This is a genomic window from Pseudomonas sp. FYR_5 (assembly GCF_043106315.1).
GTDB classification, from domain to species: domain Bacteria; phylum Pseudomonadota; class Gammaproteobacteria; order Pseudomonadales; family Pseudomonadaceae; genus Aquipseudomonas; species Aquipseudomonas putida_Y.
In genome coordinates this window covers 71275-93658 of record NZ_JBICMK010000040.1, presented here as the reverse complement: position 1 = coordinate 93658, position 22384 = coordinate 71275, and the positions used below count along the sequence as shown (strand labels likewise).

18 protein-coding genes are annotated in these 22384 nt (G+C 64.4%); 10 read left to right on the top strand and 8 right to left on the bottom strand.

Annotated elements, in window-relative coordinates; translation table 11 throughout:
- Nucleotide 1 precedes the first annotated feature (1 nt).
- Complete coding sequence (locus ACF8RA_RS04565; RefSeq protein WP_176684475.1) at nucleotides 2–961, bottom strand: MoxR family ATPase; 960 nt, start codon at nucleotides 959–961, stop codon at nucleotides 2–4.
- 228 nt (nucleotides 962–1189) lie between these two features.
- Between ACF8RA_RS04565 and ACF8RA_RS04560 the strand changes: the two genes are divergently transcribed.
- A complete protein-coding gene (locus tag ACF8RA_RS04560; protein ID WP_392514778.1) occupies nucleotides 1190–2500 on the top strand; it encodes a T6SS phospholipase effector Tle1-like catalytic domain-containing protein in 1311 nt (436 codons plus the stop codon).
- Between the two features lie 36 nt (nucleotides 2501–2536).
- On the opposite strand, the gene ACF8RA_RS04555 is transcribed toward ACF8RA_RS04560, so the two are convergent.
- From ACF8RA_RS04555 to ACF8RA_RS04540, 4 genes are all read right to left on the bottom strand, one after another.
- Nucleotides 2537–3754 carry an MFS transporter gene (locus ACF8RA_RS04555; RefSeq protein ID WP_339444099.1) on the bottom strand — a complete coding sequence of 406 codons (1218 nt, stop codon included), beginning with the start codon at nucleotides 3752–3754 and terminating at the stop codon, nucleotides 2537–2539.
- Between the two features lie 59 nt (nucleotides 3755–3813).
- The gene (locus ACF8RA_RS04550) at nucleotides 3814–5028 is read right to left on the bottom strand and encodes a benzoate/H(+) symporter BenE family transporter (RefSeq protein WP_392514774.1); all 1215 of its coding nucleotides are present in this window, start codon (nucleotides 5026–5028) and stop codon (nucleotides 3814–3816) included.
- Between the two features lie 149 nt (nucleotides 5029–5177).
- Complete coding sequence (locus tag ACF8RA_RS04545) at nucleotides 5178–6065, bottom strand: dihydrodipicolinate synthase family protein (protein ID WP_392514772.1); 888 nt, start codon at nucleotides 6063–6065, stop codon at nucleotides 5178–5180.
- 44 nt (nucleotides 6066–6109) lie between these two features.
- Complete coding sequence (locus ACF8RA_RS04540; RefSeq protein ID WP_021784050.1) at nucleotides 6110–6892, bottom strand: aldolase; 783 nt, start codon at nucleotides 6890–6892, stop codon at nucleotides 6110–6112.
- Nucleotides 6893–7137: 245 nt separating this feature from the next.
- Between ACF8RA_RS04540 and ACF8RA_RS04535 the strand changes: the two genes are divergently transcribed.
- From ACF8RA_RS04535 to ACF8RA_RS04525, 3 genes are all read left to right on the top strand, one after another.
- On the top strand, nucleotides 7138–8685 hold the full coding sequence (locus ACF8RA_RS04535) for an AMP-binding protein (protein WP_176684470.1): 1548 nt from the start codon (nucleotides 7138–7140) through the stop codon (nucleotides 8683–8685).
- 14 nt (nucleotides 8686–8699) lie between these two features.
- Entirely contained in the window at nucleotides 8700–9866 is a 1167-nt protein-coding gene (locus tag ACF8RA_RS04530) for an acyl-CoA dehydrogenase family protein (protein WP_020191767.1), read from the top strand.
- Between the two features lie 104 nt (nucleotides 9867–9970).
- Nucleotides 9971–11224, top strand: a complete 1254-nt coding sequence (locus ACF8RA_RS04525; RefSeq protein ID WP_392518838.1) for an MFS transporter — start codon at nucleotides 9971–9973, stop codon at nucleotides 11222–11224.
- Between the two features lie 12 nt (nucleotides 11225–11236).
- On the opposite strand, the gene ACF8RA_RS04520 is transcribed toward ACF8RA_RS04525, so the two are convergent.
- Entirely contained in the window at nucleotides 11237–12181 is a 945-nt protein-coding gene (locus tag ACF8RA_RS04520) for a LysR family transcriptional regulator (RefSeq protein WP_176684469.1), read from the bottom strand.
- 214 nt (nucleotides 12182–12395) lie between these two features.
- Here ACF8RA_RS04520 and ACF8RA_RS04515 point away from each other — a divergent pair, with 214 nt between their 5' ends.
- Genes ACF8RA_RS04515 through ACF8RA_RS04500 form a run of 4 tightly spaced genes read left to right on the top strand, consistent with a single transcriptional unit; the run spans nucleotide 12396 to nucleotide 16254 of the window.
- A complete protein-coding gene (locus tag ACF8RA_RS04515; RefSeq protein WP_392460996.1) occupies nucleotides 12396–14249 on the top strand; it encodes a DUF1302 domain-containing protein in 1854 nt (617 codons plus the stop codon).
- A gap of 22 nt (nucleotides 14250–14271) precedes the next feature.
- Entirely contained in the window at nucleotides 14272–15582 is a 1311-nt protein-coding gene (locus tag ACF8RA_RS04510; protein ID WP_392461023.1) for a DUF1329 domain-containing protein, read from the top strand.
- Nucleotides 15582–15968: a YidH family protein gene (locus ACF8RA_RS04505; RefSeq protein WP_176684467.1), complete on the top strand. Its 387-nt coding sequence runs from the start codon at nucleotides 15582–15584 to the stop codon at nucleotides 15966–15968. The genes ACF8RA_RS04510 and ACF8RA_RS04505 overlap by 1 nt, the downstream gene beginning before the upstream one ends.
- Nucleotides 15961–16254, top strand: coding sequence for a DUF202 domain-containing protein (locus tag ACF8RA_RS04500; protein WP_176684466.1), 294 nt, complete (start codon nucleotides 15961–15963; stop codon nucleotides 16252–16254). Before ACF8RA_RS04505 ends, ACF8RA_RS04500 begins: the two co-directional genes overlap by 8 nt.
- Nucleotides 16255–16282: 28 nt before the next feature.
- Here the strand turns inward: ACF8RA_RS04500 and ACF8RA_RS04495 are convergent, their stop codons facing one another.
- Both ACF8RA_RS04495 and ACF8RA_RS04490 read right to left on the bottom strand, forming a co-directional pair.
- Entirely contained in the window at nucleotides 16283–18244 is a 1962-nt protein-coding gene (locus ACF8RA_RS04495; RefSeq protein ID WP_392488418.1) for an alkyl/aryl-sulfatase, read from the bottom strand.
- Between the two features lie 100 nt (nucleotides 18245–18344).
- Nucleotides 18345–19268: a LysR family transcriptional regulator gene (locus tag ACF8RA_RS04490; RefSeq protein WP_392460994.1), complete on the bottom strand. Its 924-nt coding sequence runs from the start codon at nucleotides 19266–19268 to the stop codon at nucleotides 18345–18347.
- A gap of 84 nt (nucleotides 19269–19352) precedes the next feature.
- Here ACF8RA_RS04490 and ACF8RA_RS04485 point away from each other — a divergent pair, with 84 nt between their 5' ends.
- Together ACF8RA_RS04485 and ACF8RA_RS04480 are read left to right on the top strand one after the other, a co-directional pair.
- A complete protein-coding gene (locus ACF8RA_RS04485) occupies nucleotides 19353–20591 on the top strand; it encodes a 3-hydroxyacyl-CoA dehydrogenase NAD-binding domain-containing protein (protein WP_392518830.1) in 1239 nt (412 codons plus the stop codon).
- A complete protein-coding gene (locus ACF8RA_RS04480; protein ID WP_392514767.1) occupies nucleotides 20588–22363 on the top strand; it encodes an acyl-CoA dehydrogenase C-terminal domain-containing protein in 1776 nt (591 codons plus the stop codon). Before ACF8RA_RS04485 ends, ACF8RA_RS04480 begins: the two co-directional genes overlap by 4 nt.
- Nucleotides 22364–22384 lie beyond the last annotated feature (21 nt).

Sequence of the window (22384 nt, the reverse complement as noted above, 5' to 3'; positions counted from 1 at the left end):
CTCAGGCAACGGCGACGACGTCGAGGATGCGCTGGATCACGCGGTCCTGGTCGATCCCTGCCGCCTCGGCCTCGAACGAGAGGATGATACGGTGGCGCAGTACATCGAACAGCACGGCCTGGATGTCTTCGGGGCTGACGAAGTCGCGCCCGGCCAGCCAGGCATGGGCACGCGCGCAGCGGTCCAGCGAGATGGAACCACGCGGGCTGGCACCGTAGGCAATCCAGTCGGCCAGCTCGGTGTCGAACTTGGCCGGAGTGCGGGTGGCCATGACCAGTTGCACCAGGTATTCCTCCACTGCGTCGGCCATGTACAGGCCAAGGATTTCCTTGCGCGCGGCGAAGATGGCCTGCTGGCTGACCCGGCGCTCAGGCTTGGTTTCGCCGCCCAGAGCTTCACCCCGGGCCTGCGCCAGGATACGCCGCTCTACGGCGGCATCGGGGAAACCGATTTTTACATGCATCAGGAAGCGGTCGAGCTGGGCTTCGGGCAGCGGGTAGGTGCCTTCCTGCTCGATCGGGTTCTGCGTGGCCATGACCAGAAACAGCGGCGACAGGTCGTAGGTGCTGCGGCCCACGCTGACCTGGCGCTCGGCCATGGCTTCGAGCAGCGCCGACTGCACCTTGGCCGGCGCGCGGTTGATTTCGTCGGCCAGCACCAGGTTATGGAAGATAGGCCCCTGCTGGAACACGAAGCTGCCGGTTTCCGGGCGGTAAATCTCCGTGCCGGTGATGTCGGCCGGGAGCAGGTCGGGGGTGAACTGGATGCGATGGAACTGCGCTTCGATGCCTTCTGCGAGTTCTTTGATGGCTTTGGTCTTGGCCAGGCCAGGTGCCCCTTCGACCAGCATGTGGCCGTCGGCCAGCAGCACGATCAACAGCCGTTCGACCAGTTTTTCCTGGCCTAGGATCTGGGTAGAAAGAAAAGTGCGCAGCGCGATCAGCGCTTCACGGTGTTCCATCGGCGACGGTTCCTGGTAGGGGGCCTGAGGCGGCGTGAGGCAGCAGCCTTGGCAAGGGGTGATACTTTAATCTATCCGGGGGGGCGGCGACCAATGGCGGCGGGTAAATTTATCGTTGCAGTCGGGCATGCGGGTAAAGAAATGTCCCACGTATGGCTGGCCATTGCCTGATGTTCCGTGACGGCGTGCTGGCGCCTGCTTGTGCTTTTTGGACAAGCAGAAGGCACGATGATGAAAATGAGCAGCGGCAGCACGCCAAACCTTACGCCGGTCACCCTGCGTTTTGGCGTGTTCTTCGATGGCACCGGTAACAACCTGCACAATGCCACGACGGTGGGTGAGCAGGAGGACAAAGGCGGCAGCTATGGCAACGCCTTGAGCAATGTGGCCCTGTTGCATGCGCTGTATCCGGCTGATGCGGTCAGTGCCGACGGGGCCCAGGCGTTCTTGAAGCGCTATGTGGAAGGCGTGGGCACGTTGGCGGGTGAAGCCGACCATGTCTACGCCTCGGCCACCGGGCATGGGCGCACGGGTGCCGAGGCGCGGGTGGCCGAGGCGTTGCAGGGGATGGCCGAGCAACTGCAGGCGTGGCGCCGGGCGCATCCGCAGGCAACGCTGGAAGGGGTCGAGTTCGACCTTTTCGGTTTCAGCCGCGGCGCGGCAGCGGTGCGGCATCTGGCCAACCTGCTGCACGATGGCGCGGGCGGGCTGTTGTCGGTGGCGTGCGAAACCTCGATCAACTTTATTGGCCTGTTCGACACCGTGGCGGCAATCGTCGCGCCCCTACAGGGTGACTTCGACCCTGCAGACGACCGCCACGGCGGCCTGCGCCTGGGCCTGGGTGCGGATATTGCCCGGCACGTGGTGCAGTTGGTGGCCGAGGACGAGCGGCGGCATAACTTCCCGCTGGTGCGCAGTGGCCACGACATCGTGCTGCCGGGCGTGCACTCGAACATTGGTGGTGGTTACCCGGAGACCCTCCTGGAGCAGGTGTTGCTGTGCAAGCCGCAGTCCCAGCGGGTGCCCGCAGGCATGTGCGTCGAGCAGTGCCGCGTACATGCCAAGGTGAGTGCCTTGCTGGCTTCGGCGTTTGCCGACATGGGCGAACCCAGGCCGCGCGTGATGACCTGGGAGGAGCCGATTGCCGGTGGGCGGCGGGACGAGGCGCAAAAGCAGGTCTATGCGGCGGTGTACCGGGAGCGGCAAGTGGCGGGGCACCTGTCCCGGGTGTACTTGAGCGTGATGCGGGCGTTGGCGGTGCGCGCTGGCGTGCCGTTTGCGCCGTTGGGGGCGCAGGCTGAGCATTGGCTGCCGGATGAGTTGTCGGGTATCAGCCGCAAATTGCATGCCTTTGCCTTGGGGGAAACTGGCCAGGTGGGGTTGAGCGAGGAAGAACAGCGGCTGTTGCGCGACAGATACGTGCATGCGTCAGCGAACTGGAATGCACTGAAGGGCTTGCGCAACAGTGTGCTGGATGTGTTGTTCGTCAATCGGCCGGGGGCAGGCGGGCGAGTGATGCATGCCAACCCGGCGCAATGAATGATTGATCGTGGCCTGGCAATGCTGCACCGGGTCCTACTGGGCGCGCGCCAACTGTTCTGTCGCGCGTCTCTTGGCTGAATACGTCTCCTGTGCCAGGGTCAGCAGCACTGTCAGCAGCATGAATACCACCGATGCGATGAAAATCCCGTTGGGCAGGCGCTGATCGAGCATCCAGCCGAATGCCACCGGCCCGATGGCCCCGCCGACGTTGAACCCGGTCGACACCAGGCCGAAGGTTTTGCCCTCGGCCCCGGGTGGCGCCGCCGCCTTGACCAGCATGTCCCGTGATGGGGCGATGACCCCGGTGAGCAAGCCGATGGCACCCAGTACGACCACCAACGCCCAGCCCTGCAGCAGCCCCAGCGCCACCAGTGCGGTCAGCGCAGCCGCCAGCGCGAAGGCCAGTGCCGCCACCAGGCCATGGCGGCGGGTACGGTCGGCCAAAGCGCCCCCGCACAGCACGCCGGCTGCGCTGCTCAGCAGGAAAGCGGTGAGCGCGGCGTTGGCCCAGGCCAGCGTCAGGCCTTGGCCCTGGACCAGGGCGGCCACGGAGAATTTCTCGATGGCACTGGTGCTCAGGTTGAGCAGGATGAACAGCACCGTCAGCACGCCGATCATGGGGGTGAACAAGCGTACGCGGCCTGTTGCTGCGGCCGGGCCTGCGCCTTGTGGGTTGGCAGGCCTGGCGACCCGGTACACGCCGCTGCCGGGTATCGATATCAGCAGCAGCGCGGCTACCCCGAATACCGCGCCCGCCGCCAGGGCTGCCCGCGTGCCGAACGCTGCGGCGATGCCGAGGAATACTGCAGGTGTAACGGCCGAACCGAGGAAGCCGGCAAAGGTATGAATAGAGAACGACCGCCCCAGGCGTGCTGGCTCGATGCCGTTGGCCAGCAGCGCATAGTCGGCCGGGTGATACACACCATTGGCCAGGCCAGCCATGGCCATCGCCACCAGCAATACCGCGTAACCGGGGCTGGCCGCCAGCAGCACAAAGCTGAGGCTGCCCAACAGCAGCCCGGCCTTGAGCATTTTACGTGCACCGTAGTGGTCGACGGCGTAACCCAGCGGGGCCTGCACCAGCGCGGAGACGATGTTGAACACTGCCAGGGCTACGCCGAGCTCTACGAAGCCCACGCCCAGCAGGCCGGGCAGCACCGGCAGTAGCGCCGGGATCAGCATGATGTGCACATGGCTGACGAAATGCACGGCAGCAATTTGGGTCAGCAGCTTGGGGCCAGGGTGGGGCATGTCGATACCTGTTGAACAGCGTGCGCCCCTGGCGCACGGCAGGATGGTGGAAAGCCCGCTTAGCGGGAGGCGCCCCTCAAACCGGGGAGGCGGCCGTTGAGTACAACATGGGCCAGCAGACCAATGACCAGGCCCCAGAAAGCCCCGCCAATGCCCAACAGGCTGATGTTGGCCGCCGCCGCCAGGAAGGTGATCAGTGCTGACTCGCGTGAGCGGGCATCGGCCATGGCGCTGGCCAGGCTGGCGCCGATGGTACCCAGCAGGGCAAGGCCCGCCAGGGTGGTGATAAAGGTGCCCGGCAGGGCCATGAAGACACTCGCGAGCGTGACGCCGAACACCCCGACCAGGATGTAGCAGACACCGGCAGCGATGCCCGCTACCCAGCGCTTGTCCGGGTTTTCATGGGCTTCCTTGCCGGTGCAGATGGCCGCGGTGATGGCGGCGATGTTGAACGCGTGTGAACCGAAGGGCGCCATCAGCAACGAGCCGATGCCGGTGACGGCGACAATCGGGTTGGCGCTGGTCTTGAAACCATCGTTGCGCAGCACCAGCATGCCGGGCATGTACTGGCCGGTGAGGGTGATCAGGAACAAGGGTAGGGCCACGCTGAGGGCCGCGTTGAGGGAGAAGGTGGGCGCGGTGAAAACCGGTGAGGCGAATTCCAGCCGCAACGTCGTCAGGCCCACTTGCCCCTGCAGCAACAGGTAGCCCAGGCCCAGCAGCAGTATGGCGACCACGGCGTAACGGGCGGTGAAGCGTTTGAAGGCCACATAGGCTGCAATCAGCAGCCCGGCGAGGGCGGGGTCGACCGACAGGCTGGCAAAGGCACCGATGCCGAACTGCAGCAGGATGCCGGCCAGCAGGCCGGCGGCAATGCCGCCGGGCACGACGCGCACCAGGCGCTCGAAGCACCCGCTAAGCCCCAGCACCACGAAGCCGGCGGCCGACAGCAGGTAGGCACCTATGGCCTCGCTGTAGGGCACGCTGGCAAGCGCGGTGACCAGGAACGCGGCGGCTGGCGTGGACCAGGCTGTGATGACCGGCTCGCGGGTGTACCAGGACAGTGCCAGGCCGCTGAGGCCGACGCCAATCGACACCGCCCAGACCCACGATGACGTCAGTTCCGGGCTCAGCCCGGCCACTTTGGCTGCCTGGAACACCAGGATGAACGTGCCGCCGTAGTTGACGATCACCGAAACGAGTCCGGCAATCACCGGGTGAAGGATGTCTGTCAGCCTCAGTGGGGTAGCAGAGCTTTGTGCAGGCGCGTCCATGGTTGCCTCTGGGAATGGTCAGATGAGGAGCAGTTTTGTGTGGCGAAGGGGTAATGCGACTGCAGCGTCATTGGCCCCTTCGCTGCAAAAGGCTGTTTCTGAAGAAAAAGGCTGCCCGACAGCGACAGGCTGCCGGGCAGTTTTGTGCGTCAGTTGGTCAGCGCCACCAGCAGGCTTTTCAGGTGGTTGCTGCCTTGCGCATCCAGTGGCTGCAGGGGCAGGCGTGGGTCGCCGACATCCTGGCCGAGCATTTTCAGGCCGGCCTTGATGGTGGTCGGCAGGCCACGGCGGGTGATGTATTCCAGCAGTTCGTACTGGCGATAGAACAACGCACGGGCTTCGGCCAGATCGCCTTGTTGTACGGCGTCCCACAGCGCCAGGTTGAGTGCCGGGATCAGGTTGGGCGCGGCGGTACACCAGCCCGTGGCACCGGCCACCAAGGCTTCCAGGGTCAGCGGGTTGCAACCGTTGTAGAACGCCACCTGCCCATCCGTAGCCTTGAACAGGCGGTGCATGCGCTGGATGTCACCGGTGCTTTCCTTGACCATGGTCACGTTGGGCACCTCGCCGAGGATACGCAGGATCAGCTCCACCGACAGGTCGGTGCCGCTGGTGCCCGGGTTGTTGTAGAGCATGATCGGAATGTCGATGGCGGCGCCGACCGCCTTGTAGTGGGCGACCACTTCGGCTTCGGTGAGTTTCCAGTAAGAGATGGGTAGCACCATCACCGCCGTAGCGCCGCAGGCCTGTGCCAGGCGGGCACGCTGCACGGTGCGGGCGGTGGTCAGGTCGGAGACGCTGACCACGCTGGGTACGCGCCCGGCAATGCGTGCCTGGCTGAAGCGCACCACGGTTTCCCATTCGTTATCGGACAGGTAGGCCCCTTCGCCGGTGCTGCCCAGCGGCGCGATGGCGTGCACGCCGTCTGCGATCAGGCTATCGATGGACGTGCCCAGGGCATCCAGGTCGAGTGTGCCGTCTGCCGTGAAGGGGGTGATGGTGTAGCCGATAACGCCGCGAATTACAGATGTAGACATGACCAGGCACCTTTGCCGTTGTTGAGGAAAGAGTACAGCTTCGATCAGCCCAGGCAGTCGCCATGGGCACGCAAGGCACGGCGCGCGTAGTAGCTGAAGGCGGCGCCGTGACGTTTGGGGGTGGAAATCCAGTCGTGGGCTTCTTTGCCCAGTGCTTCGGGGATGGGGCGGATGTCACCGGCGCCCATGGCCAGCAGTTGCATCTTTGCTGCGCGCTCGAACAGCAGGGCGAGCACGCAGGCTTCCTCGATCGAACGGCCAGCGATCAGCAGGCCATGATGGGAAAGCAGGATTGCGCGCTTGTCGCCAATCGCCTTCGCGATGATTTCGCCTTCTTCGTTGCCCACCGGCACACCGGGCCATTCCTTGAGGAATGCACAGTCGTCGAACAGTGGGCACAGGTCCATGTGCGAGATGGCCAGCGGAACTTCCAGCATCGACAAGGCGGCGCTGTGCAGCGGGTGGGTGTGGATGATGCAGTTGACGTCGGGGCGGGCGCGGTACAGCCAGCTGTGGAAGCGGTTGGCCGGGTTGGCCATGCCACGGCCTTGCAGCACCGTCAGGTCTTCGTCCACTACCAGCAGGTTGGAGGCGGCAATTTCGTCGAAGCCAAGCCCCAGTTGTTGGGTGTAGTAGGTGCCAGGTTCCTGCGCGCGCGCAGTGATCTGCCCGGCCAGGCCAGAGTCGTGGCCGCCGTCGAACAGGATACGGCAGGTGAGGGCGAGCTTTTGTCGCGCGGTGTAGGTGTTGTCGGCCAGCGCCGTCAGCATCTGTTGCTGGGCGAGTTTGACAAGCTGGTCCTTGGGGGTGTGCATGGTGGTCGTCATGGGCGGTACCTGCAAGGGGAGGAGTGTATGGATGACTGATCGGCGCGGAGGCGACGCCAGGACACGTTGTTGATCATAATGACACAAAGTGTCATTTGCAAGCGATGTGTCATCCTTGGCTCAGGTCGTCAAAGCACCCGTGCCAGCGCAATCTGTTATGGCGTGCATACGTAACTGGTATTACTTGCCCCGGCTTCCCGCTGTTTAGCATCGACCTGGTCTTAACCGTCGACGAGAACAACAACGTGAACCTAGGAACCCTATCCAGTCGAAGTGCAAGATACTGGCCTGAACGTTTGGCGGTGATCGACCGCCATACCCGGCTGACCTTCGCTCAGCTCGAACAGCGGGCCAACCAGCTGGCCTCGGCCTTGCTGGCACAGGGCATCGCCATGGGCGAGCATGTCGCCATCCTGGCGTCCAACCGCGCCGAACTGGTGGAAGCAGAAGTGGCTTTCTACAAGGCCGGCCTGGTCAAGGTACCGGTCAATGCGCGTTTGGCACCGGATGAAGTGATTCAGGTGCTCAACGACGCCTGCAGTGTCGCGCTGATCGCCGATGCGCAACTCGCCCAGGCGTTGCTGGCTCGCAGGCAGGAGGTACCTTCGTTACGCTTGATCGTGACCTTGGGTGAGCGGGGCGGTGACATCACCTACGCAGCACTGTTGGCCCAAGGCAGTAGTCAGCCAATCAGCTGCGACCTGCCTGACGATGCCCTCGCCGTTTTGCATTACACCTCTGGCAGCTCCGGTGTGCTCAAGGCTGCGATGCTCAGCGTAGGCAACCGCAAGGCGCTTATCCGCAAAAGCCTCGCCAGCCCCACCCGTCGCGCCGCCCCTGGCGACGTCATGGCCCACGTTGGCCCTATCACCCATGCCAGCGGCATGCAGCTGATGCCACTGCTGGCGGTCGGTGCCTGCAACCTGCTGCTGGAGCGCTACGACGACCAACTGTTGCTCGAGACCATCCAGCGCGAAGGCGTGACCCGGTTGTTCCTGGTACCTGCCATGATCAATCGCCTGGTCAACTTCCCCGATGTCGAGCGCTACGACCTGAGCAGCTTGCGCCTGGTGATGTACGGTGCCGCGCCGATGGCGCCAGCACTGGTGAAGCGGGCCATCGAGGTGTTCGGGCCGATCCTGGCCCAGGGTTACGGTGCTGGCGAGACCTGCTCGCTGGTAACCGTCCTGACCGAACAGGACCATCTGTGCGAGGGCGGCGACTACCGGCGCCTGGCCTCGTGCGGGCGTTGCTACTTCGAGACCGACCTGCGCGTGGTGAACGACCACTTCCAGGACGTCCAGCCGGGAGAGGTGGGCGAAATCGTAGTCAAGGGCCCGGACATCATGCAGGGCTACTGGCGCGCACCCCACCTCACCGCCGAGGTGATGCGCGACGGCTACTACCTGACTGGCGACCTGGCCACGGTGGATGAGCAGGGGTATGTGTTCATCGTCGACCGCAAGAAAGAAATGATCATTTCCGGTGGTTTCAACATTTACCCCAGCGAGGTCGAGCAGGTGCTCTACAGCATGCCGCAGGTGTTCGAGGCGGCGGTGGTGGGGGTGCCTGACGAGCAGTGGGGCGAAGCGGTGCGGGCGGTGATCGTGCTCAAGCCGGGCATGGTGCTGCAGGAGCAGGACGTCATCGAACATTGCGCCCAGGCCCTGGCCGGCTTCAAGAAACCACGTGCGGTGGACTTCGTCAGCGAGCTGCCGAAAAACCCCAACGGCAAGGTGGTACGCCGGCTGATCCGTGACGCCTACTGGCAAAACAGCGAACGCCGTATCTGACACGAGGAACGACCATGTATCAGCCAAGCGAAAAGGCCCAACAGATCATCGAGGCCATCAGTGGCTTCGTTCGAAACGAAATCCTGCCCCTGGAACAGCAAGCCGGTCTCAGTTGGGCGGAGCCGCACCCGCGGGCGGTGCTGCAGCAGGTATGGCAGCGCTCGTGCGAGCAGGGCTTCTACAACATCATGCTGCCCGAGGCGATAGGTGGCGCCGGTTTGAGCGTGTCAGACCTGTGTGCGGTCAAGGAAGCCACGGTGCTCACCGGCTCGATGCTGGCGCCGCATATTCTCGGTGAGCTTTCCGGGCCGCCCCGCATCGGCCATCTGTTCAAGGTGGCGAGCCCGACCCAGATCGAGGCGTTCCTGCAGCCGGTGTGCCGTGCCGAAAAGGCCGTGTGCTTCGCCCTGACTGAAAGCGAAGCCGGCTCTGATGCAACGGCGATCAAGACCTCCGCACGGCGGGAAGGTGAACACTATGTGCTGAACGGCGCCAAGCGCTACATTTCAGGTGCGCCCTATGCCGACATCGCCGTGCTGCTTGCAGTGACGGATCCCGGGCGCGGTGCCCAAGGAATTTCTGCATTCTTCGTCGACCTGAGTGCCCCGGGGGTAAGGGTTGAAAGCGATTATTCGGTCATGTCCGGCGGTGGTGCGCATGGCGACATCATCCTTGAGGACGTACGGGTGCCGGCGGCCAACCGCATCGGTGAGCAAGGGCAGGGTTTCAAGCTGGCGATGGGGCGCATCACCCTCAATCGCCTGCTGCATTGCCCCACCTTGCTGGGGCTGGCCGGCCTGGCCCTGAACCTCTCGATCGACTATGCCCGTACGCGCAAGCAGTTCGGCCAGCCTATCGCCATGTTCCAGTCGATCAACCACATGATCGCCGACATGGCCACCGAGCTGCATGCTGCACGCAGCATGGTCTACGCCACGGCAGCGGTGAATGATGCCGGCGGCAATATCCGCACCCAGGCCCCGATGTGCAAGCTGTTCGTTTCGGAGACGGCCTTCCGCATCGCCGATCGTGCGGTGCAGATACACGGCGGTGCCGGGCTGCTGCGTGGCAACCCGGTGGAGTGGATATTCCGCGCGACACGTATGATGCGCATTCTCACCGGAACCAGCGAGATCCAGCGCAACACCATCGCCAAGGGCGTGCTCATGCCTGAGCAATGACGCGGTATGCCCGGCCCGTGGCGGCCGGGCTCTCCAGACAATAACAAGAACGAGAGATCATCATGACTCATACTGACACCCCCGCGCGTGCAGGCACGGCCTGGATGATTGCGGTACTGCTGGCGCTGTTGATGCTGGTGAACTTCCTGGACAAGGTGGTCATCGGCCTGGTGGCGGTGCCGATGTCCAAGGAACTGGGCTTGTCCCCTGCCGAGTTCGGCTTGGTAGGGGGCGCACTGCACTGGTTCTTCGCCATCTCGGCGGTGATAGGCGGCTTCATGGCCAACCGGCGGCCAACCCGCACCCTGCTGCTGGGCATGGGCGCATTCTGGGCGCTTATCCAGTTGCCCATGTTGTTCGTCAGCTCGCTGTGGGCGATCGTCGCCTGCCGGGTGCTGCTGGGTATTGGCGAGGGGCCGGCCTCACCGGTGGCTACACATGCCTTGTACAAGTGGTTCCCCAACGACCGTCGCAACCTTCCCGTGGCGCTGTTGCATACCGGCAGTGCGCTGGGGCTGCTGGTCGCGGGTGCCATGATCCCATGGATCAGTGTGCACTACGGCTGGCGCATGAACTTCATCGTGCTGGCGGTGATCGGCGCGGTGTGGTGTGTGCTGTGGTGGCTGCTGGGCAGCGAGGGCAACCTCGACCGCATTCGCCCGGGCCAGCTTGAAGAAGGGCAGGCCTCTGTTCCCTATCGTCGTCTGCTCGGTGACCGCACGGTACTGGGCAACTACCTGTGCCACTTCGCCGCCAACTGGTCCTTGGCGTTGACCCTGACCTGGGTACCGAGCTATCTGGAAACCGGGCTGGGTATCGACCCGATCATGACCGGCCAGGTGTTCGTTCTGTTCGTGGTGGTTACCACGCCGTTGAGCCTGTTCATGGCCTGGCTGTCACAGCGAATGATGCGTGCCGGGGTTGCCACACGCTGGTCGCGCGGTGCGTTCGTTTCCGTGTGCCTGATCGCCAGCGGGATGCTGTCAGCGGCGTTGTTCCTGCCTGGTCTGAGCAACGTCGAGCGGATCGTCAGCCTCACGTTCAGCGGCGGGCTGGCGCTGGTGATGTACTCGGTAGGGCCTGCCATGCTGGCGGAGTTCACGCCCAGCGGGCAGCGCGGCGGCATTCTGGCGATCGGCAACGGTATTGCCTCGTTGGCCGGGCTGTCGGCACCGGTGGTCACCGGTTTGCTGGTGCAGGGCGCCGGGGCCGGGCACACGGCAGGGTTTGGCCAGGGTTTTCTGGTGTGCGGCGCGGTGCTGGTGATTGCCGGGCTGATCGGGCTGGCCTGGATGGACCCACAGAAAACCCGGCAACGTCTGATGCAGGTGGGCACGGCTGCGCCTGCCCAAGCGTGATGTTCACTGCGCTCAGAGGCTCTGCTCCGCCAGGGCCTCGCGCTCGATCAGGGTGCCTTTCCAGCGCTCGCTGCGCACCGCATCCACCAGCAGTGCGCGCACCAGGTCGCGCATGCAGGCGGCGGCAAACGACAGCGGCTTGTGCTGCGAGTGGGCCAAGGCGATGGTGCGGGTGATGCGCGGTTCCACTATCAGCCGCGCGCTGGCAGGCGCGGCCAAATCCAGCAGCGGCGGCCAGTTGCTGATGGTGGCCGCCAGGCCGGCACGGACCAGGCTGGTGATACCGGGGGCCGACTGCTGTTCGTAGCTGGAGTCCAGTGTCACACCGGTCTCCATGGCAGCCTGCTCGATGCGCCTGCGCAAGTGCAGGCTACGGGGTGGCATTACCAGGCGGCTCGCTGCGGCCTCAGCCAAGGTGATGGGCGACTCGTCAGGACCGTGCCCAGGCAAGCCGACCCAGTACAGGTCTTCGGAAAACACGGGCTCGGCGACCACATGGACAAGCTCTTCGGCGTTGGGCACCACGCCGAAATCCACCTTGCCCAGCTCGATCGCCTGGCCACCTTCGCGGCTCAGGCCATCCCATACGGTGAGCTTGATACCCGGGAAGCGTACCTGGGCCTGGGTGATGATGGCCGGCAACAACAGTGCCGAGGCAGTGGCGGGAATCGAGATGGCCACGTGCCCCTTGGGGTTGCCGCGGCTGGACTTCAGCTCGTCCTTCACCGAGTCGAGCTGCTGCACGACCGATCGTGCCACTTCGTACAACTGCCGCCCGGCATCGGTCAGTTCGATACCGTCATGCTGGCGCGCCAGCAGTTGCATTTCCAGTTCGCTTTCCAGCAGGCCTATCTGTCGGCTCAAGGCGGGTTGGGCGATGAACGCCTGGCGTGCGGCATTGGAGAAACTGCCGGCTTCGACAATGGCGATCAAATAACGCAGTTGTTTCAAAGTCATCGTGATTCTCAGGCTATGCCGAAGTGATATGGCAACCATCGGGAGACGCTATTTGTTCAGCCCCGGTGGCCTACTTAGTATCGGTAAGCAGCAAAACGAGGATAACAGAAACGTTCGAATAATTACCCAAGCCCTTGCCTGCAGGCCTTTGCGCCGTACTTAAGCATTAACTCGCAATTCACTCTCTAATAAACACAATAAGAGGTTAAGAGTGATGGCATCTCGTATTTACGGTCGCTCGGGACCGTTGTCGGTACTTGCCTCATCAGTACTTTTTTCTGCATCTGCCGGTGCCGCTCAGTTTCACTGGGGTGAACTTGAGGGGCAATTCGACTCGGCGCTTTCCTTTGGTACCAGCATTGCGACTGCCAACCCTGACCCGGCCCTGCACCTCAGCGCCAACAGCGATGACGGCCGCCTGAACTTTGCCTCCGGCGATGTGTTTTCAGCGGTGTTCAAAGGCACCCATGACCTGGAGCTCAAGCACGACAACCTGGGGGTGTTCCTTCGCGGTACCTACTGGTACGACACGGCCCTGCGTGATCACGATCAGCGCTTCAAGCAGGTCGAGGACAACAACCGCAAGCGCTCAGCCAAGACTGCAGGTAGCCAGCTGCTCGATGCCTTCGGTTACTACCTGTACGACATCGACGGCCAGCCGGGCTCGCTCAGGCTGGGCAAGCAAGTGGTCAACTGGGGTGAAAGCACCTTCATTCAGGGCGGTCTGAACGTCATCAACCCCTTCAACCTGGCGGCCTTGCGCCGCCCCGGTTCGGAAGTGAAGGACGCGCTGGTGCCGGTGAACCTGTTCTACTTCACCCAGAACCTCACCGAAGCGCTGTCGGTCGACGGTTTCTATCAGCTGGATTGGGAACAGACCCAGCTCGACAACTGCGGCACGTTCTTTTCGAACAACGACTTTTTGCCCGATGGGTGTGATGGCCTGGACGTGGGCGCCAAATTGCTCGGCAACCCCACAGCCGTGGCCGGGCTTGCGCCGTTTGGTGTAAACCTCACCAGCGAAGGGGTGCGCATACCCCGCGGCAGCGACCAGGATGCCCGCAACAGCGGGCAGTGGGGCGTTTCGCTGCGCTGGTACGTGGCGGCGCTGGACACCGAGTTTGGCGCCTACGCGGCGAACTACCACAGCCGTACGCCTTACCTGGGTACGGTCAGCAGCCCGTATTTCGACAACCGCCGTTTCGCCCCGCAGCTGTGCGCCAACCTCGCTATCGGGCTTGCAGACTGTGCCGCTTTCCTGGGCTCCAGCGCAGGCCAGTCGCTGGTCGGCGCGCTACGCCTGGGCACCTCGCAGTACCGGGTGCAATACCCCGAGGACATTCGCCTCTACGGCCTTTCGTTCTCCACCACCCTGCGCACCGGCACGGCGCTGCAGGGGGAGCTGAGCTACCGGCCGAACATGCCCATGCAGCTCAACGGCACCGACATCATCCAGTCGCTGTTGAACGTCGATGGCCGCTCGCCCTTGCTGGGCGATGGTCTGCGGCCAGACAGCGCCAGTACGTTGTTCGACGGCTACCGCCGTAAAGAGATGACCCAGTTGCAGGTAACCGCTGTTCACGCTTTCAGCCAGGTGATGGGCGCCAACCAGGTGCTGCTGATAGGCGAGGCGGGCGCCACCTACGTCGGCGGTCTGGAGGGCGCCTATGGCCCTCGTTATGGGCGTTCGGGCACGTTCAACAGCGGCGAACTGGCGGACAACAGTGTGTGCGTGGCCATTTCCAAAACCCCTGAGCATTGCAATGACGAAGGCTTCATGACCCCGTTTTCCTGGGGCTACCGGCTACGCGCCACCTGGGCCTACCCCAATGTGATTGCCGGTTTCGACCTGCGGCCGAACCTGTCCTGGGCACATGACGTGCACGGCACCGGCCCGGTGGAGGGGTCGGCCTTCAGCGAAGGCTCCAGGGCCATCAGCGTCGGGTTGGATGCGACGCTTGCCAGCACCTACAGCCTGAGCGTGTCGTACACCGACTTCATCGACGGCGACTATGGCACCCGCGGCGACCGGGACTTCATCTCGCTGAGCGTGGGCGTCACTTTCTGAGGGCATGACAATGAAAATGCGCATGGTGATGATCGGCCTGTTCTGGGCGAGCGGCGCGCTGGCGGCAGCCGGCCTGCCCGACAACCTGACCCCGGTGGGGGCCGAGCGTGCTGCCAGCCCCGACGGGCGCATCCCGGCCTGGCAAGGTGGGTTGAGTACGGCCCAGCAACGCCTGGGCGACAACGGCACGCCGCTGGACCCGTTTGCCGATGAGCAGCCCCTGTACCGGATCACGGCCGCCAACTACCGGCAGTACCGAGGTCAGCTTACCGACGGCCAGGTGGCCTTGCTCAAGCGCTTCCCGGCCAGCCTGAGCTTGCCGGTGTATCCCACCCACCGCAGTGTTGCGGTACCCGACGCGGTCGCGGCATCGGCCGCCCGCAACGCCGAGCAGGCGCAGCTGGATGACCAGGGCAACGGTGTGCGCGGTTTCACGGGTGTCATCGCCTTTCCGCAGCCAACCAACGGCCTGGAGGTGATCTGGAACCACCTGACCCGGCATCGCAACGTGAGCTACAGCCTGAGCTCCGACAGCGTCACGCCGCTGAAGAATGGCCGCTTCGTGCTGATGAGCGCGCGTCAGGAAGTGGCACGGCCCGAAGGTTTGGCCCGCCTTGGGGAGGGCAATGTACTTTATTACTTCACCTACCGCATGACGGCGCCCTCGCGGCTTGCCGGTGATGCGATGGTGGTGCATGAGACACTGGACCAGGTCGCCGAACCGCGCTTGTCCTGGGTGTACAGTGCCAGCCAGCGGCGGGTACGGCGTGCGCCGAACATCGCCTATGACACCACCGGGCCGGGCACCGCCGGCCTGCGTACCGCCGACAGTCGCGACATGTTCAATGGCGCACCCGACCGGTATGACTGGAAGCTGCTGGGCAAGCAGACGCTGCACGTGCCCTACAACAGTTACCGCCTGGCATCGCCCGAGCTGCGCTATGCGGACCTGATCAAGCCAGGCCACATCGACCCGACACCGACCCGCTACGAGCTGCACCGGGTATGGGTCGTGGAGGCGACGTTGAAGCCCGGGGCGCAGCATATCTATGCCAAGCGCCGGTTCTACCTGGATGAAGACACCTGGGCCATTCTCGAAACAGATAGCTACGACGCACGGGGCGAGTTGTGGCGAACCTCCCAGGCCCATGGTTTCTTTCACCCCGGCGGCCAGGTGGCGGTCAACGCCATGGAGATCACCTACGACCTCAAGAGCGGCCGCTACCATGCATCGGGGTTGATCAACGAACAGCGTCGGCCGTTTGCCTTCAATGTGCGCACCAGCCTTTCGTACTTCTCGCCCGGCGCCCTGCGCAGCTTTGGTGTGCGCTGATGGGCGTACCTGAACCACGGCCTGTCTGGTCGCAGCGGCTGTTGGGCCAGGGTGAAGCGCCTGATCCGCGCTTCACCCTGGCCAACGAGCGTACCTTCCTGGCCTGGATCCGCACCGCGCTGGCGCTGCTGGGTGGCGCGATCGCCATTGAAACCTTCGCCGGTCACGTCCTCGAGGCACACCTGCGGCTGTGGCTGGTCGCTGGCCTGATGCTGCTTAGCGCATCGCTGAGCGCTGGCGCCTGCCTGCGCTGGCTGCGGGTAGAGCGGGCATTGCATCAGCGACGCCCGTTGCCATTGCCGGCACTGGTGCCGTTGTTGGCGCTGGGTTGTCTGGTCGCCGTACTGCTGGCAGGTCTCGTCCTGTGGCCACGCTGGCATGGGTGATCCGGGCCTGCAGGCAGAACGCACCGAGCTGGCCTGGCGGCGCACTGTGCTGGCGCTGGTGGCAGTGGCGGCATTGGCCTGTCGTCAAGGCGATGTGTACGTGCTGGCATTGGCGGGCGTGGCCGCGCTGGCGCTGCTGACCCGCCAGCGGCGGCGTTACGAGCGGGGCCTGGCGATGTTGCAGGCCGAACGCGGTCAGCCTGCGCCGTGGGTAGTGCTGGCATTGGGCAGCGTAGTGTGGCTGATGGCACTGGCAGGCTTGTGCCGGTTGGCGAAGGGCGGCTGAGCACAGTGCCGGCGCCGCCCGCTGCCGTTCAGGGCGTGACGATATTGAAGCGCGAATCAGCCTCTTCCAGCCCCCCCATGAATTGCAGGAATTTCACCCGTTCGCCTTTGATGTCGATAGCCCCTGCTGTGGCTTCCTTGAGAAAGCCTGTCTGTTTGAGGGCAATGCGGTCCAGCGTCTGTTTGCGCATGGTGACCTCTACATCGGCCTTGGCGTGGCGCGCCAGGTCGCGGTGGGTGAGGACGCCGTTGCGCAGGGTCAGGGCGTAGTCTTCGTCCAGGTCGGAAAACCGCCAGTTGATGGTCAGGTCGCTATCGGCAGCCTGGTAGGCATTTACCCGCACGCCCAGGTAGTCGAAAAACAGGCTGGGTGTCAGGGCCCGCACCATGTCATCGGCGTTGCCGCCGCTACCCGCACCGGCGGCAACGCCTGAGCGCAATTCCTGCGCGCCACTGAGGTAGGCATTGCGCCAGGTGGCGTTCTCACTCTGGTAACCCAGTTGCTCCAGCGCGTCGGCCTGCAGTTCGCGGGCCTCGGTGTTGTCCGGCTCGGCGAATACCAGATGGTTGACCAATTGCGCCACCCAGCGATAGTCGCCCTCGGCGAAGGCCTGGCGGGCCTGGGTCAGCACCTGATCGGCACCCCCCATGGCCGCCACGTAACGCTTGCCGGCCGCTTGCGGTGGCAATGGGTCGAGGTTGGCCGGGTTGCCGTCGTAGAACCCCATGTAGCGTTGATAGACGGCCCTGACGTTATGGCTGAGCGAACCGTAGTAGTCGCGGCTGTACCATTTGCTTGCCAGGCGCGGTGGCAGGCTGGCCAGGGTCTGGGCAATTTCCATGGGTGTCTGGCCCTGATTGATCAGGCGCAAGGTCTGGCTGTCGAGGAAGGCGTACATATCGCGCTGGTCAGCCAGGTAGTCGCGGATGGCCACTTTGCCCCAAGTGGGCCAGTGATGCTGGGCGAACGCCACCTCGGCCTGGTCGCCGTAGCGCACCAGCGACTGGTCCAGGTAATGGGCCCACACTTTCGGATCGCGCACCAGGGCCCCGCGCAGCGTCAGTACGTTGTGCTGCACGTGGGTGGCGTTCTCGGCCATGCACAGTGCCTTGAACGCCGGGAAATAGATGTTCATTTCCGCCGGCGCCTCGGTGCCCGGGGTCAGCTGGAACTCCACCTCCACGCCGCTCAGGGTCATGCGTTGCAGCGGTTGGCTGATTTCAAGCGTCGGCGCGATGAGGCTGACGGTGGCATTGGCCGGCACGCCCTTGCCCAGCCCGGCATCCACCTGGCCTCGCGGCCCGCGAGGCAGAGGGGCGCCGTACATGTACTGGGCGCGGCGCTTCATGGCCGGACCGGCCAGTACGTTTTCACCGATGGCATGTTCGAAGAAGCCTTCGGGCGCGATGACCTGGACGTTGCCAGCCTTGACGTCCGCCTCGTTGATCACCCCGCGCACCCCGCCGAAATGGTCGACGTGCGGGTGGGTGTAGATCACCGTGGTCACCGGCTTGCGCGGCCGGTGCTTGAAGTACAGTTCGAGGCCCGCCTTGGCGGTCTCCACGGCAAGCAGCGGGTCGATCACAATCAGCCCGTCCTGCCCCTCGACGATGGTCATGTTGGCCAGGTCCAGGCCGCGAAGCTGGTAGATGCCCTCGGTGACCTTGAACAGCCCGGCGATGTTGTTCAACTGAGCGAGGCGCCACAAGCTCGGGTTTACCGTGGCAGGGGACTGCGCCGGTTCCAGAAAAGCATACTGGGCCAGGTTCCACACGGTCTTGCCATCGGCCGTCGCGACTGGCCCGTCGTACCGCTCGACCAGCCCACGCCGGGCTGTTTCGTAGTCGACGCGATCCTCGAAGGGTAACCGTTGCAGCCACTGCTGGTTGCTGGCCAGGGTGGCCGGCGTGGCATCCTTGGCCGCTGTTGCGGCCAGGCTCGGAAGGGGGGCCAGCAGGGCAAGCGCCAGCATCGACAGTGAAAAACGCATGGGATGTCCTTGTTGTTCTTGGGGCAGAACACTCTAGGGGAGGGGCTTGCACACCAGCCAATACCAGAGCGGCATGGCGGCTATCGCGTTTCCTGATGGCTCAGGCGGGGGGCAACGTGAGGATCTGTTCGACCAGCCAGGCCAGGGCGGGGTCGTGCTGACGGTGGCTCAGGTGTACCAGTTCCAGTTCGAAAGGCTCCAGGGCAAAAGGCAGTTCGTGCACCGCCAAGGGCAGCAGGTGCGCAAACTGCTGGGCCAGTTGCCGCGGCAGCACCACACACATGTCGGTGGCTGCGGCCAGATGTGCGGCCTGCAGGTAGTTGGGCGTGGTATAGGCGATTTGCCGGGTCAGGCCTTGCTCGGCCAGCCACTGGTCGACCATGCCCCGGGTCTGGCCGCCGTGCACCCAGATGTGCCGCAAGCCCAGGAATGCGTCGAGGTCCAGTGCCTGGCCCGGCGCCAGGTGCGGGTGCTGCTGGCGCAGCGCGATCTGCAGGGTTTCACGGCGCCAGGGGTGGCGGGTGAAGCGCGCCGGCACCTCGTCGAAACGGCCCAGTACCAGGTCGAGGTCGCCCCGGTCCAGCGCCTCGGCCGGCAGGTTGGGGGCCAGGTGCACCACGTCGATGCGCACGTTGGGGGCCAGTAGTTCCAGCCGCGCCAGGAGTGGCGGCATGCACAGCTGTTCGACGAAATCGGTGAGGGCGATGCGCAACTGGCGATGGCTGCGCTGTGGCTCGAAGCCATCGCCGGTGCCCAGCGTCTGCTCGATCTGCTGTAACGCCGCACGTATCGGCCCCTCCAGTGCCAAGGCCCGTGGCGTCGGGCGCATGCGCCGGCCCACGCGGACCAGCAGCGGGTCGCCCAGCTGGTCACGCAGGCGCGCCAGGGCATTGCTCACGGTCGGCTGTGTCAGGGCCAGACGCTCGGCTGCGCGGGATACGTTCTGTTCACGCAGCAACATGTCGAAGACGCGCAGCAGGTTCAGGTCGAAGTTCGAAATATTCATGTCGAAAATATATGGCATACGAAATGGAAATTTCAAAAATACCTTCGGCCTGCTTAGGGTGATCACAGTCCTCATACCTACAAGAAAGCAGGAGCGTTGCGCGTGAATACTCCCTTCCCGATCAATCAGGTGGCTGTGATAGGTGCAGGCACCATGGGCCGCGGCATCGTCATCAGCCTGGCCAACGCCGGGCTGTCGGTGCTGTGGCTGGACTGCAACGCGGCAGCGCTCGAAGCCGGGCTGGGCATGGTCAGCCAAGCCTGGGCCCAGCAGGTGGACAAGCAGCGCATCACCCAGGCCCAGGCCGGCGCCTGCCTGGCGCGTGTGCAGGTCGTGGACGGCTATCCGGCGTTGGCGGAGGCCGACCTGGTGATTGAAGCGGTGTATGAAAACCTGGCGCTCAAGCAGGAAATCTTCCGTGCACTGGATGCACACCTCAAGCCACGTGCAATCCTGGCCAGCAACACCTCGGCGCTGGACATCGACGCAATTGCCGCCGTCACCCAGCGGCCGTCCCAGGTCCTGGGGCTGCATTTCTTCAGCCCTGCGCATGTCATGAAGCTGCTCGAAATCGTGCGTGGGACACACACCGATCAGAAAGTGCTCGACGCTGCACGCGCGCTGGGCGAGCGCATGGGCAAGGTGGCGATAGTGGCAGGCAACTGCCCTGGGTTCATTGGCAATCGCATGTTGCGCAGCTATGTGGGCGAAGCGCGCAAGTTGCTGCTTGAAGGGGCGTTGCCACATCAGGTGGATGCGGTGCTGCAGCAGTTCGGCTTCGCCATGGGGCCGTTCCGCATGTACGACGTGGTGGGCATCGACCTGGAGTGGCGCGCCCGGCAGTTGGCCGGGCAAGGCATGCACGACCCGCTGGTGCAGGTCGATAACGCGCTGTGCGAGCTCGGTCGTCTCGGGCAGAAGACCGGGCAAGGCTATTACCGCTATGCGCCCGGCAGCCGACAGGCCGAGCATGACCCGCAGGTCGACGCCCTGGTGCTGCAGGTATCCCAGAAACTTGGCTACCGACGCCGGGGCATCAGTGCCGAGGAAATCCTCGAGCGCTGCCTGCTGGCACTGGTCAACGAAGGGGCGAAGGTTCTCCAGGAAGGTATCGCTGCCAGCAGCGGCGACATCGACCAGGTCTGGCTCCACGGCTATGGCTTCCCGGCTGCCACTGGCGGGCCCATGCGCTGGGCCGACGAGCAGGGGGCGCCGTTCATCCTGGCCCGGCTGGAATACCTGCAAGGCGTGCTTGGCGAGCATTGGCGCCCGGCAGGGCTGCTCTACTCACTTGTGGCCGGTGGCAAGCGTTTCGAACCGCGTGGGGAGGTTCAGGCATGAACTACCAGGCGCCCCTTCGCGACATGCGTTTCGTGCTGCATGAACTGTTCGACCTGAGCGGACATTGCCAGCAACTAGGTATCGAACTGGACCGCGACACCCTCGACGGCATCCTTGAGGAGGCCGCACGTTTCACTGGCCAAATCATCGCACCGCTCAATCGCAACAGTGACGAACAGGGCTGCCAGTGGGTGGGCGGCGAGGTCACCACCCCGGACGGCATGCGGGACGCCTATCGGCAATACGTCGAGCATGGCTGGGCCAGTATGACCGGGCCGCAGGCCTATGGTGGCCAGGGATTGCCGCAGATGGCATCGGCCAGCTTCCATGAAATGCTGATGGCGGCGTCGTTGTCGTTCCGCATCTACTCCGGCCTGACCGAGGGCGCGGTCCTGGCGTTGCATCGCCATGGCAGCGAAGCACTCAAGCAGGCCTACCTGAGCCGGATGGTCAGTGGCGAGTGGGCCGGCACCATGTGCCTGACCGAGCCGCAGGCCGGCACCGACCTGGCGTTGCTGCGTACCCGCGCCCAGCCGGAAGCGGACGGCAGCTACCGCATTACCGGCAGCAAGATATTCATCAGTGGTGGCGAGCACGACCTGACCGACAACATCGTTCATCTGGTACTCGCGCGCCTGCCTGATGCGCCGGCCGGTGTCAGGGGCATCAGCCTGTTCCTGGTGCCCAAGCTGCTGCCCGGTGGCGAGCGCAACGCGCTGGGCTGCGGGGCGCTGGAACACAAGATGGGCATCAAGGGTGCCTCGACCTGCGTGATGAATTTCGACGGTGCCCAAGGCTGGCTGGTGGGGGAGGCCAACCAGGGCCTGGCCTGCATGTTCACCATGATGAACGATGCCCGCTTCCAGGTCGGCCTGCAGGGGCTTGGTATTGCCGAGGCCGCTTTTCAGGGGGGGCTGGCCTATGCCCGGGAGCGTCTGCAGTCGCGCTCGCTTGCCGGGCCGGTGGCTGCGGAAAAGCCTGCCGATCCGATTATCGTCCATCCAGACGTGCGGCGCATGCTGCTGACCCAGAAGACCCTTACCGAGGGTTGTCGCATGCTGGGCATCTACACCGCTCGGCAACTGGACCTGGAGCACGCTGCGAAAAGTGCACCGGCGCGCCAGGCGGCAGCCCGGCGGGCGGCGTTGCTGATCCCTATCGTCAAGGCGTTCTTCACCGACGTCGGTCAGGAGGTCGCCAGCCTTGGGGTGCAGGTGTATGGCGGCCACGGCTACATCCGCGAGTGGGGCATGGAGCAGTTGATGCGCGATAGCCGCATCACCCAGCTTTATGAAGGCACCAACGGCATACAGGCCCTCGACCTGATACGCCGCAAGGTCCTGGGGGACGGCGGGGCCGAGCTCAATCTGCTGATCGACGAAATGGCGCTGCACGTCAGGGCTGCCAATGCGCTCGGCGGCCTGCAGGCCATGGCGACCGCCGTGGGGCAACGTTTGGAGGAGTGGCGCGCCTTGTCCGGCCATGTGGTCGAGGCCTGTCAACGCGACCCTCAGGAGTCAGGGGCAGTGTCGGTTGATTTTCTTGCCTACTCGGCCTACGTGCTGTTGGCGGCGATGTGGTTGCAAGCGGCTGTGCGCGCTCAAGCAACGCTTGCCGCCGGCAGCGCGGAAACAGCCTTCTACAGGGCCAAGCTTGACGCCGCAACGTTCTACTGGCGGCGGATCCTGCCCCGCGCCACTGCTCACCGCGAGGCCCTGCTGGGTGGCGCGGATTGCCTGATGGCGCTACCGGCGAGCGATTTCGCGTTCTAGCGCACGGCAAACCACACGAAC

Bases quoted from the DNA above. Each gene is read 5' to 3' on its own strand.
- ACF8RA_RS04520 (WP_176684469.1), bottom strand. From the start codon at position 12,181: ATGACTTTGAAACAACTGCGTTATTTGATCGCCATTGTCGAAGCCGGC.
- ACF8RA_RS04490 (WP_392460994.1), bottom strand. From the start codon at position 19,268: ATGCCATATATTTTCGACATGAATATTTCGAACTTCGACCTGAACCTG.
- ACF8RA_RS04480 (WP_392514767.1), top strand. From the start codon at position 20,588: ATGAACTACCAGGCGCCCCTTCGCGACATGCGTTTCGTGCTGCATGAA.
- ACF8RA_RS04540 (WP_021784050.1), bottom strand. From the start codon at position 6,892: ATGACGACCACCATGCACACCCCCAAGGACCAGCTTGTCAAACTCGCC.
- ACF8RA_RS04560 (WP_392514778.1), top strand. From the start codon at position 1,190: ATGATGAAAATGAGCAGCGGCAGCACGCCAAACCTTACGCCGGTCACC.
- ACF8RA_RS04525 (WP_392518838.1), top strand. From the start codon at position 9,971: ATGATTGCGGTACTGCTGGCGCTGTTGATGCTGGTGAACTTCCTGGAC.
- ACF8RA_RS04510 (WP_392461023.1), top strand. From the start codon at position 14,272: ATGGTGATGATCGGCCTGTTCTGGGCGAGCGGCGCGCTGGCGGCAGCC.
- ACF8RA_RS04565 (WP_176684475.1), bottom strand. From the start codon at position 961: ATGGAACACCGTGAAGCGCTGATCGCGCTGCGCACTTTTCTTTCTACC.
- ACF8RA_RS04505 (WP_176684467.1), top strand. From the start codon at position 15,582: ATGGGCGTACCTGAACCACGGCCTGTCTGGTCGCAGCGGCTGTTGGGC.
- ACF8RA_RS04500 (WP_176684466.1), top strand. From the start codon at position 15,961: ATGGGTGATCCGGGCCTGCAGGCAGAACGCACCGAGCTGGCCTGGCGG.
- ACF8RA_RS04545 (WP_392514772.1), bottom strand. From the start codon at position 6,065: ATGTCTACATCTGTAATTCGCGGCGTTATCGGCTACACCATCACCCCC.
- ACF8RA_RS04550 (WP_392514774.1), bottom strand. From the start codon at position 5,028: ATGGACGCGCCTGCACAAAGCTCTGCTACCCCACTGAGGCTGACAGAC.
- ACF8RA_RS04515 (WP_392460996.1), top strand. From the start codon at position 12,396: ATGGCATCTCGTATTTACGGTCGCTCGGGACCGTTGTCGGTACTTGCC.
- ACF8RA_RS04495 (WP_392488418.1), bottom strand. From the start codon at position 18,244: ATGCGTTTTTCACTGTCGATGCTGGCGCTTGCCCTGCTGGCCCCCCTT.
- ACF8RA_RS04530 (WP_020191767.1), top strand. From the start codon at position 8,700: ATGTATCAGCCAAGCGAAAAGGCCCAACAGATCATCGAGGCCATCAGT.
- ACF8RA_RS04555 (WP_339444099.1), bottom strand. From the start codon at position 3,754: ATGCCCCACCCTGGCCCCAAGCTGCTGACCCAAATTGCTGCCGTGCAT.